Source organism: Pseudomonas sp. Z18(2022) (genome assembly GCF_036346535.1).
Classification (GTDB): domain Bacteria; phylum Pseudomonadota; class Gammaproteobacteria; order Pseudomonadales; family Pseudomonadaceae; genus Aquipseudomonas; species Aquipseudomonas yamanorum_A.
This window is the reverse complement of record NZ_JAOTOA010000004.1, coordinates 91538-103047: the sequence shown is the minus strand read 5'-3', so window position 1 is coordinate 103047 and position 11510 is coordinate 91538. Positions and strand designations below refer to the sequence as shown.

Below are 11510 nucleotides of genomic sequence, written 5' to 3'. Positions count from 1 at the left end.
GGTGTGCGCCGCGTTATTCTCGGCGCACTTTGAATCACGGGAAGCCCGAGCCATGGCAGGAAGCAGTTTGCTGGTATTGATCGACGACATCGCGGCGGTGCTCGACGATGTGGCCCTGATGACCAAGATGGCCGCGAAGAAAACCGCCGGCGTGCTGGGGGACGACCTGGCGCTGAATGCCCAGCAAGTCTCCGGGGTGCGCGCCGAGCGGGAAATCCCGGTGGTGTGGGCGGTGGCCAAGGGTTCATTCATCAACAAGCTGATCCTGGTGCCCGCTGCCTTGTTGATCAGCGCATTTGCGCCGTGGGCGGTCACGCCGTTGCTGATGCTGGGCGGCGCCTACCTGTGTTTTGAGGGCTTCGAAAAGCTCGCCCATAGCTTCTTCCACAAGCGCACCGAAGAGCAGGCGCACCTGGTGGAAGCCGTGGCGGACCCGGCGACGGACCTGGTGGCCTTCGAGAAAGACAAGATCAAGGGCGCGATCCGCACCGACTTCATTCTTTCGGCCGAAATCATCGCCATCACCCTCGGCACCGTGGCCGATGCGCCATTGATGCAGCAAGTGATTGTGCTGTCGGGCATCGCCATCGTCATGACCATCGGCGTCTACGGCCTGGTGGCCGGCATCGTCAAGCTCGATGACCTGGGGCTGTGGCTCACCCAAAAGCCCGGGCAGGCGGCGCGCAGCATTGGCGGGGCGATCCTGCGGGCGGCGCCGTACATGATGAAAAGCCTGTCGGTGATCGGCACGGCGGCGATGTTCATGGTGGGCGGCGGCATCCTGACCCATGGCGTGCCGGTGGTGCACCACTGGATCGAAACCGTGAGCCAAAGTACCGGTGGCCTGGCGTGGCTGATGCCGACGTTGCTCAATGCGGTGGCGGGGATCATTGCCGGGGCCGTGGTGTTGGCGGTGGTCAGCGTGGTGGGTAACCTCTGGAAACGTGCGAGGGCATAGGCATTTGATCGAGCGACGGCAATTCAGCGGGGGCATGAAAGGCAAGAACCTGCGCTACTTGAATGAAAACCCCGGCGAGGTCCGTCAAACCGTGCGGGCGGGATTTGTGTTGCTCGAACATTTCTCGCTGCCGGCATTTACCCAGGCGCTGGATACGCTGATCACCACCAACCTGCTGCGGCCTGCGTCGTTTTCTACCTCGACCTACGGCTTGCAGGAAGGCGAGGTGGTCAGCGACCTGGGGCTGGTGATTCGGCCCGATGGGCGGCTTGAGCCTTCAGTGCTTAAAGAGTTGGACCTGCTGGTGATTTGCGGTGGTTATCGCACCGAACTGAAGGCCACCGAAGAATTCATCCATCTATTGAAAAGCGCCTCGGAGCAGGGCGTGAGCCTGGCCGGATTGTGGAATGGTGCGTGGTTCTTGGGGCGTGCGGGGTTGCTGGGCGGCTACCGATGCGCCGTGCACCCGGAACATCGCCCGGCCCTGGCGGAGTTCTGCAAGGCGACGCAGGTCAGCAGCGAGCCGTATGTGATTGACCGCGACCGGCTGACGGCGTCGAGCCCGTCCGGCGCGTTCCATATGGCGCTGGACTGGATCAAGGGGCTGTACGGCAAGGCGCTGGTGGAGGGCGTCGAAGACATCCTGGCGTTTGAGGAGTCGCGCTACCGGCGGGTCAAACCGACGGAAAACGTGTGCTTGAGCGCGCCGCTGCGCGAGGTGGTCAACCTGATGGACGCCAACCTCGAAGAGCCTCTGGAGATGGAACAACTGGCCATCTATGCCGGCCGCTCCCGGCGCCAATTGGAGCGCTTGTTCAAGGAACAGTTGGGCACCACGCCCCAGCGTTATTACCTGGAACTGCGCATCACCGAGGCCCGCCGCCTGCTGCAACACACCGAGCTGTCCCAGGTGGATGTGCTGGTGGCCTGCGGGTTTGTTTCGCCGAGTCATTTCAGCAAGTGCTACAGCGCGTACTTTGGCTACAGGCCGTCGAAGGAAAAGCGCCTGGTCAAATAGCTGAACACGGCCAGTTCAGAAGGCACTGAAGATCAAATGTGGGAGCTGGCTTGCCTGCGATAGCGGTATGTCAGGTTGTGCTGCGATTACTGACCCATCGCTATCGCGGGCAAGCCCGGCTCCCACAGGAATATGCATTCCTGTGGGAGCCGGGCCCTTACCGTTTATTCGGCGATCTGCAACTTGCGCGCCTCGGTGTACACGTAGCGCACCTTTTCGTATTCGAACGGCGAGTTCATCTGACCGTAGCGGAAGCTGGTCTGGTAGCGCTTGTCGACGGCGCGCAGGGCCCAGATTTCCGGGTGGTTTTCGCTGACCTTGGACACGTTCAGGAAGTTGATCTCGGTCTCGGCGCCGTAGTCCACCAGCAGGCCGGTGGTGTCCCGCAGGTTCGACGGACCAAACAGCGGCAGCACCAGGTAGGCGCCGCCCGGTACACCGTAGAAGCCCAGGGTCTGGCCGAAGTCTTCGCTCTGGCGCGGCAGGCCCATGGCGGTGGCCGGGTCCCACAGGCCGGCGATGCCGATGGTGGTGTTGAGCAGCAGGCGCCCGGTGGTTTCCAGGGAGCGATGGCCCTTGAGCTGCAGCAGGCTGTTCAACAGGTTGGGCACATCCCCCAGGTTGTTGAAGAAGTTGCTCACGCCGGTGCGCAGGAAGCTCGGGGTGACGTAGCGGTAACCGTCCACCACCGGCAGGAACACCCACTGGTCGAAGCGGTAGTTGAAGTGGTACACCCGGCGGTTCCACGACTCCAGCGGGTCGTAGACATTCAGGGCGTTGACCGACGAGCGCTCGAACTCACGCTGGTCCAGGCCGGGGTTGAACTTGAGGTGGCTCAGGGGCTCCTTGAAGCCGTCGGAGTCCACTACGGTCGGCGTGTGGGCCTTGCTGTTGTCGGCATTGGCCACGCCCGCGCACATCAGGGCGGCGAGCAGCAGAAGATATTTAGCCACGGAAGAACTCCAGCATGGCGTCGGCGTTGACGCGGTAGTTGAGGTTGCCGCAATGGCCGCCCAGGGGGTAGACGGTCAAGCGATCGCCGAAGGTTTTACGCAGGAAGCCAAGGTCGCCCGGGCCCAGGATCACGTCGTCGGCGTTGTGCATCACGGCGATTTTCGGGCTGTCGTGCAGGTAGTCCTTGAGGGCATACAGGCTGACCTGGTCAACCAGTTGCAACAGGCTGCCGCCGTCGGAGCGGGCGCGCCACATCGGGATCACCTGTTCGGTGAGGTAGCAGTCGAAGTCGCACTGCAGCGCACGCTTGAGGAACGGCGTGAGGCTGGTGCCTTCGCTGATCGGGTACTTGGGCGGGATGATCAGGCCGCGACGGTTGATCAGGTCCGAGGTGAAGGCAATGTCGGCCGCCGAGAAGCGGAACGAGGTACCGATCAGCATCGCCATCTGTTCGTTGGTCAGGTGTTCCTTGGAGTTCTGGAAGTCGTAGAGCAGCGCATCGTTGAGGTCGATGTAGCCCTTTTGCTGGAAGTAGCGGGTCAGCTTGTTCAACACCAGCTCATAGAAGGTGGTGCTGTTGTTGATGCCCTTGACCTCGGTTTGTACCAGCTTGTCGAGGTTGGTGATCGAGGTGTAGAGGTTGACCGGCGGGTTCAGCAGCAGGACTTTCTTGAAGTTGAAGCTGCGGCGGGTTTCGTCCAGCTTGCTGACGAAGGCTGCGTCGAGGGCGCCGAGGCTGTAGCCGGTGAGGTAGAAGTCGGTCACGGGCAGCGTCGGGTTTTGCGCACGTACGGCCTGCATCACGCGGTACATGTCTTCGGCATCTTCCTGGCTGATGCCGGGGGTGGCGAAGCGCGAGGCGGCGGCGATGAAGTCGAAGCTGGTGGGGGACGACAGCTGGACGACGTGGTAACCGGCCTTGTAGTAGAGCTTTTTCAGGTATTCGTTGATGGTGCTGTCAAAGCGTGCGCCGGTGCCGGCGATCAGGAAGATCAGCGGCGCGGCGCGGTCTTGCTTGGCGATGCGGTAGGTAAGTTTCTTCACCGCCCAGAAGTTGTCGGGCAGGCTGAATTCACGCTCGGGGCGCATCGTCAGGGTGTAGTCGGACTGATTGATTTCATCGTCGGACGGCAGTTCCGGCCGCAGGTTCGGCGGGGTGGTGGCGATGGTCGCTTCAAACGGGTTGGTCAAAGGGTAGCCATAGCTGGCCTGGTCGATATCGACCGCCAGTGCTGACGCACTCAGAAAAAGGCTGCCCAACAGGGCCGCACAGCGCAAGGAACGGAGCATGACTAAATCCCTAAGAGGAAAACGTGCTGAAGTGGAGTTCGCAGGCTATGACCACCGCGTTGCTGCCGAAGTGCCAGCCCTCGGCACGAAAAGTCGGAAAAAACGTCGGAATCGGGGTAATAGTAGCCAGACGATACACTTTGGCACGCCTTGATGAACACTTATCTGCTTCCAAACCTTGCCAACGGCTGCCGGGGGATTAAGCTGGGCGCCGTTTTCGCCTATCGGAGTGCCCTATGTCCCGCCGTTTCCCGCTGATGCTGTTGCTTATCGCCCTGCCGCTTTGGTTGGCCGCCAGTTATGGCGCGCGTTACGGATTCATGGAGGATGGCAGTTGGGTGGGCATCTGTGCTGACGAAGCCAGCCGCTGGGAATGCCAGGTGCGTTCCAACCTGGGGTTGATGATTCACTTCAAGGTGCTGGGCTGGGCGGCGCTGGTGACGTCGGTGCTGGCGTTTTTTGTGCCGGGCCGGGCAGGGTGGGGGTTGGCGGTGTTGGCGCTGGTATTCGGGTTTCCGGCGTTGGCGTTGTACAACACGACCTTTGCGGTGTTTGCGGTGGTGATTGCGGGGTTGCGGTTGGTCAGGGCGCCTCGGATTACTGAATAACCAGAGGTAAGGGCGTTTTATGTGGCGAGGGAGCTTGCTCCCGCTGGGCTGCGAAGCGGCCCCGGCTTTTGCGACTGCTGCGCAGTCGAACGGGAGCAAGCTCCCTCGCCACAAAAGAGGCTTTCAGGTTTTGCGCACCCGCAGGCAACGCCACAAGGCTGCAACCATGAGCAGGCTCACCACCGCCCAACCCCACGCCTGCTGATTCATCAATCCTTCACGGTACAGCTGCGGCGCAATGCCGGCACCGATGATGAACGCCAGCAACGCGATCTCCCGACGCAGCCCGCTTACCGGGCGCACCAGGTACACCAGCGCCGGCAGCACCAGCGCGGCACTCGGGAAGCTGCGATAACGCGGGTCAAACACCAGCGCCAGCATCATCACGGCACCGGCAAATCCGGCGATCGCCACCAGCCAGCCAGCGCGCTGCTCCAGCCAGTTGAACGCGCGTTCACGCCAACCGTCCCGTGCACTCAACGCCAGGGCGGCGTGGGCCAGGACGGCGAGGTTCAAGGCCACCAGCAATCCCGCCCACACCCACTCATCCGCGAAGCGCGCCGTTACCCGGTTCAATTCGGCCCAGGTGCCAATCGAGCAGGCCGCCACAGCGCCCAGCAACGGCAACAACAAGGCAGCACGGGTGTTGCGCACGCGACCGCCCAGCAGCAGCGTGCCCAGCAGGATAATCCCGCCAACCCCCAGCCACAGCGGCCAGTACGGCACATTGGTCACCGGGCCGGCGAGCACGCCCTTGTCCTGGCGATCGGCATCGAACAGGCCCCAGTAGCCGCCAACCGCACCTTCACTGGCGCGTTTCCACGGCTGGTCAAACGCTTCGATCAGGTTGTAGTGCCAGCCGTTGGCTTCGGCCATGGCCACGAACCCGCGCATGAACTTTGCTTCGTTGACCCGGCTCGGCACCGCGGTTTCCCGCTGGCGGCCTTCGCTCGGCCAGCCGGTCTCGCCGATCATCACGTCCTTGGGGGCGAACTTGTTGCCGAAGGTCTGGCGCACATCGCCCACATGCTTGAGCGCCTGGTCGATGCCCGACGGGTCATCTTCCCAGTAAGGCAGCAGGTGGATGGTCAGGAAATCCACCGCCGGGGCGATTTCCGGGTGTTGCAGCCAGAACTCCCACACATCGGCATAGGTGACCGGTTGCTTGATATGGCTTTTGACGTGATGGATCAGCGCCACCAACTGCTTGGCGGTGACTTCCTTGCGCAGCAAGGTTTCGTTACCCACGATCACTGACGTGATGACGTCGGGGTTGGCGTTGGCCGAGGCGATCAATGCCTCGACTTCCTTGGCAGTGGCCACCGGGTCGCTGCTGACCCATGCGCCGCTCATCAGCTTCAGGCCGTGTTTGCGCGCCAGTTCCGGCAAGGCTTCAAGGCCGGTCTGGGAATAGGTACGGATGCACTCAAAACGGGTAGCCAGCAACGCCAGGTCAGCGTCCATGCGCTCGGGGCGCAGTTTGAACGGCTGGTCGAACGGCGATTGGTCTTTGTCGAAGGGCGTGTAGGACGCGCATTGCAGCTTGTGGCTGGCGCTGGCCACGTCCGGCAGCACCACGGGTTTGCCAAGGCCATACCAATAGCCGGCGAGGGCCAGTACACCGAGGATCAGGGCAAATATATAAGGCAGGAGCGCAAAGCGGGCAGTCGCGGGCATGATCAGGCCGTCAGGGGAGCAAAGGCGCGCATCTTACCCGGATTTGTGCCGTCCCAGTGGGGCCGCATAATTTTGACATGCAAAGTTCGGGCGGGATCGTCGGTGAATGTCCTACAAATCATCTTGCTGGCGATGTGATGTCGTTTCTTGCTTACCTGAGGTCGCAGTCAGAGCAGGTCGCTTGTGGCAGCAGGTTGATGATCGAAGTGTCAGCCCTCCACTGATGAAGCACCCACGTGATCGATGCGCGTGAAGGGGGCGCGGTGCACCACATAACAACAGGTTGACGTCGCTCGGCATCCGCCGGGCGCAGCACTTTCGGGGAAGCACTATGAAGATGCGACGACTCTTGGGCGCAGCTGCCACTTTGGTAGTTGCGATGAGCTCCACAATGGCCAGCGCCGACAGCAAAACCCTGAGCATCGGCTATGTGGATGGCTGGTCGGACAGTGTCGCCACCACCTTTGTTGCGGCAGAAGTGATCAAGCAAAAGCTCGGTTATGACGTGAAACTGCAAGCGGTCGCCACCGGGATCATGTGGCAAGGCGTGGCCACCGGCAAACTCGACGCCATGCTCTCCGCCTGGCTGCCCGTGACCCACGGTGAATACTGGGCCAAGAACAAGGACAAGGTGGTCGACTACGGCCCCAACTTCAAGGACGCCAAGATCGGCCTGATCGTGCCTGAGTACGTGAAAGCCAAATCCATCGAAGACCTCAAGACCGACACCACCTTCAAGAACAAGATCGTCGGCATCGACGCCGGTTCAGGCGTGATGCTCAAGACCGACGAAGCGATCAAGGCCTATGGTCTGGACTACAAGCTGCAAGCCAGTTCCGGCGCGGCAATGATCGCCGAGCTGACCCGTGCTGAAGACAAACAGGAATCCATTGCGGTCACCGGTTGGGTGCCACACTGGATGTTCGCCAAGTGGAAACTGCGTTTCCTGGACGACCCAAAAGGAATTTATGGTGCTGCTGAAACCGTCAACAGCATCGGCAGCAAAGGTCTGGAAAAGAAAGCCCCGGAAGTCGTGGCGTTCCTGAAGAAATTCCAGTGGGCCTCCAAGGATGAAATCGGTGAAGTCATGCTGGCGATCCAAGAGGGCGCCAAGCCTGAGGCAGCGGCCAAGGATTGGGTGGCCAAGCACCCTGAGCGTGTCGCCGAATGGACCGCTAAGTAAGTCTCTTGTGGGAGCTGGCTTGCCTGCGATGCAGACGCCTCGGTGCACCTGATGTATCGAGGTGATCCCATCGCGGGCAAGCCCGGCTCCCACATTATTTCGCCCCAGCAATTATTCCTGCGCCTTCAATATCCCTCGCTACACTCCTTCTACTACTAAGGTCGTCTGGAACCTGTTCCTCAGCCGCATACAGTGGATACGTTCCAATAATAAAAAGCTGTGCTGCGAGGATAAAAACAATGAACGACAGCATTTACCTCTCGATTCAAAACAGCCCGCGTTTCAAGGAGCTGGTTAGTAAAAGGGAAAGGTTCGCCTGGATTCTCTCGGCGATCATGCTTGGGCTTTACTCCGCTTTCATTCTTCTGATTGCCTATGGGCCGCAAATACTGGGGGCCAAGATCAGCCCCGGTTCGTCCATCACCTGGGGAATCCCCATCGGGGTCGGGCTGATTGTGTCGGCCTTCATCCTCACCGGCATCTATGTACGACGCGCCAACGGCGAATTCGACGACCTGAACAATGCGATTCTCAAGGAGGCTGCGCAATGATCCGTCGTCTATTGGCTGTACTCGGCGCCTCGGCCTTTGCACCTGCCGTTTGGGCGGCCGATGCTTTGACCGGCGAAGTGCATAAACAACCGCTGAATATCGCAGCGATCCTGATGTTCGTGGCCTTCGTCGGCGCGACCTTGTGCATCACCTACTGGGCGTCCAAGCGCAACAAGTCGGCGGCCGACTACTATGCGGCCGGCGGCAAGATCACCGGGTTCCAGAACGGTTTGGCGATTGCCGGTGACTATATGTCGGCAGCCTCCTTCCTGGGGATTTCCGCGCTGGTGTTTACCTCCGGCTACGACGGTCTGATCTATTCGATCGGCTTCCTGGTGGGCTGGCCGATCATTCTGTTCCTGATCGCCGAGCGCCTGCGTAACCTGGGTAAATACACGTTTGCCGACGTGGCGTCCTACCGCCTCGGGCAAACCCAGATCCGCAGCCTGTCGGCGTGCGGCTCCCTGGTGGTGGTGGCGTTCTACCTGATCGCGCAGATGGTCGGCGCGGGCAAGCTGATCCAGCTGCTGTTCGGCCTTGATTACCATGTGGCGGTGATCCTGGTGGGCATCCTGATGTGCCTCTATGTGTTGTTCGGCGGCATGCTGGCGACCACCTGGGTGCAGATCATCAAGGCAGTGCTGCTGCTGTCCGGTGCCTCGTTCATGGCGCTGATGGTGATGAAGCACGTCAACTTCGACTTCAACATGCTGTTTGCCGAGGCGATCAAGGTTCACCCTAAAGGTGAAGCGATCATGAGCCCGGGCGGCCTGGTGAAAGATCCGATTTCGGCGTTCTCCCTTGGCCTGGCACTGATGTTCGGTACCGCGGGCCTGCCGCACATCCTGATGCGCTTCTTCACCGTGAGTGACGCGAAGGAAGCGCGCAAGAGCGTGCTGTATGCCACTGGCTTCATCGGCTACTTCTATATCCTGACGTTCATCATCGGCTTCGGCGCGATCCTGCTGGTCAGCACCAACCCGGCGTTCAAGGATGCTGCAGGTGCCTTGCTCGGCGGTAACAACATGGCGGCGGTGCACCTGGCCAACGCGGTGGGCGGTAGTATCTTCCTGGGCTTCATCTCGGCCGTGGCGTTTGCCACCATCCTGGCAGTGGTTGCCGGCTTGACCCTGGCGGGTGCTTCGGCGGTGTCCCATGACCTGTACGCCAGCGTGATCAAGAAAGGCAAGGCCAACGAGAAGGATGAGATTCGAGTATCGAAGATCACCACGATCGCCCTGGCAGTGCTGGCGATTGGTCTGGGTATCCTGTTTGAAAGCCAGAACATCGCGTTCATGGTAGGCCTGGCGTTCTCCATTGCCGCCAGCTGTAACTTCCCGGTACTGCTGCTTTCCATGTACTGGAAAAACCTCACCACGCGCGGTGCGATGATTGGCGGCTGGCTGGGTCTGGTCAGTGCCGTTGGCCTGATGATCCTCGGCCCAACCATCTGGGTCTCGATCCTGCACCATGAGAAGGCGATTTTCCCTTACGAGTACCCGGCGCTGTTCTCGATGATCATTGCGTTCGTCGGTATCTGGTTCTTCTCCATCACCGACAAGTCGGCGGCGGCAGAGAAGGAACGTGCGCTGTACTTCCCGCAGTTTGTGCGTTCGCAGACTGGCCTGGGGGCGAGTGGGGCCGTTAACCACTAAGTTGTAACGGTTACAAAAAAAAGCCCCGGTCGTGAGATCGGGGCTTTTTTCTGCCTTTATTGGTAACGGATACGACAAAACTGTTTCTCATATCCGGTACAAATAAAAACGGCCTCCCTATCAAAGGAGGCCGTTTTCGGTGTAGCCAAGTAGCGGTTGGCTTACTTGCGGTCTTCCAGCTTGGTGATGTCACGCGACTCGTAGCCGGTGTACAGCTGGCGCGGGCGGCCAATCTTGTACGGGCTGGAGAGCATTTCTTTCCAGTGGGAGATCCAGCCTACGGTGCGCGCCAGGGCGAAGATCACCGTGAACATGCTGGTTGGAATGCCGATCGCCTTGAGGATGATCCCCGAGTAGAAGTCGACGTTCGGGTACAGCGAGCGTTCGATGAAGTACGGGTCGGTCAGGGCGATCTCTTCCAGGCGCATGGCCAGTTCGAGTTGCGGATCGTTCTTGATCCCCAGTTCCTTCAACACTTCGTCGCAGGTCTTCTTCATCACGGTGGCACGTGGGTCGCGGTTCTTGTAGACCCGGTGACCGAAGCCCATCAACTTGAACGGATCGTTCTTGTCCTTGGCCTTGGCGATGAACTTGTCGATGTTCGAGACATCGCCGATTTCATCGAGCATGGTCAATACGGCTTCGTTCGCACCGCCGTGGGCAGGGCCCCACAGTGCGGCGATACCGGCGGCGATACAGGCGAACGGGTTGGCACCCGAAGAGCCCGCCAGGCGCACGGTAGAGGTGGAGGCGTTCTGTTCGTGGTCGGCGTGGAGGATGAAGATCTTGTCCATCGCGGCGGCCAGCACCGGGCTGATCGGTTTGATCTCGCACGGGGTGTTGAACATCATGTGCAGGAAGTTTTCCGCGTACGTCAGGTCGTTGCGCGGGTACATCATGGGTTGACCCATGGAGTACTTGTAAACCATCGCGGCCAGGGTCGGCATCTTGGCAACCAGGCGGATCGCGGAGATTTCGCGATGCTGCGGGTTATTGATGTCCAGGGAGTCGTGATAGAAGGCCGACAGGGCGCCGACTACGCCGCACATGACGGCCATCGGGTGGGCGTCGCGACGGAAGCCGTTGAAGAAGGTCTTCAACTGCTCGTGAACCATGGTGTGGTTCTTCACGGTGCTGACAAACTGGGCCTTTTGCTCAGCTGTTGGCAATTCGCCGTTGAGCAGCAGGTAGCAGGTTTCGAGGTAGTCCGACTGTTCAGCAAGCTGTTCGATCGGGTAGCCGCGGTGCAGCAAGATACCGTTATCACCGTCGATATAGGTGATCTTCGACTCGCATGAGGCGGTCGACATGAAGCCTGGGTCGAATGTAAAACGGCCCGTGGCCGTCAGGCCCCGTACGTCGATAACATCGGGACCAACGGTGCCGGTTAAAATGGGCAGCTCGACGGGGGCTGCGCCCTCGATGATCAACTGCGCTTTTTTGTCAGCCATGTGGCCTCCTATTTATGCTTCAAATCATCAGACAGACCCCCCACGCAGGGCCCGCACCACTATAGTGAGATAAATTCAGATGTCAATTTGCCTAAAGTCTTGCTCCAGAAGGCTTTAACCGTACTTTTTCCTCGAAATTACCTGCCATTTACGCCTTTTATGCCG

At 60.2% G+C, this 11510-nt stretch carries 10 protein-coding genes; 6 read left to right on the top strand and 4 right to left on the bottom strand.

Features of this window, described 5'->3' with window-relative positions; translation table 11 throughout:
* Positions 1 to 52 precede the first annotated feature (52 nt).
* Both V3W39_RS11240 and V3W39_RS11235 read left to right on the top strand, forming a co-directional pair.
* Positions 53 to 958 (top strand): DUF808 domain-containing protein, encoded by a 906-nt coding sequence (locus tag V3W39_RS11240; RefSeq protein WP_177043086.1) that lies wholly within the window; start codon positions 53 to 55, stop codon positions 956 to 958.
* A 34-nt stretch (positions 959 to 992) separates the two neighbouring features.
* Positions 993 to 1976, top strand: coding sequence for a GlxA family transcriptional regulator (locus V3W39_RS11235; protein ID WP_177077210.1), 984 nt, complete (start codon positions 993 to 995; stop codon positions 1974 to 1976).
* Positions 1977 to 2140: 164 nt separating this feature from the next.
* Here the strand turns inward: V3W39_RS11235 and V3W39_RS11230 are convergent, their stop codons facing one another.
* Both V3W39_RS11230 and V3W39_RS11225 read right to left on the bottom strand, forming a co-directional pair.
* Positions 2141 to 2929, bottom strand: a complete 789-nt coding sequence (locus V3W39_RS11230) for an MlaA family lipoprotein (RefSeq protein ID WP_003210582.1) — start codon at positions 2927 to 2929, stop codon at positions 2141 to 2143.
* A complete protein-coding gene (locus V3W39_RS11225; protein ID WP_010166231.1) occupies positions 2922 to 4220 on the bottom strand; it encodes a serine protein kinase PrkA in 1299 nt (432 codons plus the stop codon). Before V3W39_RS11225 ends, V3W39_RS11230 begins: the two co-directional genes overlap by 8 nt.
* A 236-nt stretch (positions 4221 to 4456) precedes the next feature.
* Between V3W39_RS11225 and V3W39_RS11220 the strand changes: the two genes are divergently transcribed.
* Positions 4457 to 4828: a hypothetical protein gene (locus V3W39_RS11220; protein WP_330212640.1), complete on the top strand. Its 372-nt coding sequence runs from the start codon at positions 4457 to 4459 to the stop codon at positions 4826 to 4828.
* A 123-nt stretch (positions 4829 to 4951) separates the two neighbouring features.
* On the opposite strand, the gene V3W39_RS11215 is transcribed toward V3W39_RS11220, so the two are convergent.
* On the bottom strand, positions 4952 to 6505 hold the full coding sequence (locus V3W39_RS11215) for a glycoside hydrolase family 17 protein (RefSeq protein WP_330212639.1): 1554 nt from the start codon (positions 6503 to 6505) through the stop codon (positions 4952 to 4954).
* A 331-nt stretch (positions 6506 to 6836) separates the two neighbouring features.
* Between V3W39_RS11215 and V3W39_RS11210 the strand changes: the two genes are divergently transcribed.
* From V3W39_RS11210 to V3W39_RS11200, 3 genes are all read left to right on the top strand, one after another.
* Positions 6837 to 7688, top strand: a complete 852-nt coding sequence (locus V3W39_RS11210; protein WP_177113569.1) for a glycine betaine ABC transporter substrate-binding protein — start codon at positions 6837 to 6839, stop codon at positions 7686 to 7688.
* Positions 7689 to 7927: 239 nt separating this feature from the next.
* The gene (locus tag V3W39_RS11205; RefSeq protein WP_076015221.1) at positions 7928 to 8239 is read left to right on the top strand and encodes a DUF485 domain-containing protein; all 312 of its coding nucleotides are present in this window, start codon (positions 7928 to 7930) and stop codon (positions 8237 to 8239) included.
* A complete protein-coding gene (locus V3W39_RS11200) occupies positions 8236 to 9894 on the top strand; it encodes a cation acetate symporter (RefSeq protein WP_177043090.1) in 1659 nt (552 codons plus the stop codon). Before V3W39_RS11205 ends, V3W39_RS11200 begins: the two co-directional genes overlap by 4 nt.
* A 161-nt stretch (positions 9895 to 10055) precedes the next feature.
* Here V3W39_RS11200 and gltA read toward each other — a convergent pair whose 3' ends face one another.
* Positions 10056 to 11345 carry a citrate synthase gene (gene gltA, locus V3W39_RS11195; RefSeq protein ID WP_003210575.1) on the bottom strand — a complete coding sequence of 430 codons (1290 nt, stop codon included), beginning with the start codon at positions 11343 to 11345 and terminating at the stop codon, positions 10056 to 10058.
* Between the last annotated feature and the right edge of the window lie 165 nt (positions 11346 to 11510).

Coding starts and splice junctions, on each gene's coding strand:
- V3W39_RS11240 (WP_177043086.1), top strand. CDS start 53: ATGGCAGGAAGCAGTTTGCTGGTATTGATCGACGACATCGCGGCGGTG.
- V3W39_RS11235 (WP_177077210.1), top strand. CDS start 993: ATGAAAGGCAAGAACCTGCGCTACTTGAATGAAAACCCCGGCGAGGTC.
- V3W39_RS11225 (WP_010166231.1), bottom strand. CDS start 4,220: ATGCTCCGTTCCTTGCGCTGTGCGGCCCTGTTGGGCAGCCTTTTTCTG.
- V3W39_RS11220 (WP_330212640.1), top strand. CDS start 4,457: ATGTCCCGCCGTTTCCCGCTGATGCTGTTGCTTATCGCCCTGCCGCTT.
- V3W39_RS11215 (WP_330212639.1), bottom strand. CDS start 6,505: ATGCCCGCGACTGCCCGCTTTGCGCTCCTGCCTTATATATTTGCCCTG.
- V3W39_RS11210 (WP_177113569.1), top strand. CDS start 6,837: ATGAAGATGCGACGACTCTTGGGCGCAGCTGCCACTTTGGTAGTTGCG.
- V3W39_RS11205 (WP_076015221.1), top strand. CDS start 7,928: ATGAACGACAGCATTTACCTCTCGATTCAAAACAGCCCGCGTTTCAAG.
- V3W39_RS11200 (WP_177043090.1), top strand. CDS start 8,236: ATGATCCGTCGTCTATTGGCTGTACTCGGCGCCTCGGCCTTTGCACCT.
- gltA (WP_003210575.1), bottom strand. CDS start 11,345: ATGGCTGACAAAAAAGCGCAGTTGATCATCGAGGGCGCAGCCCCCGTC.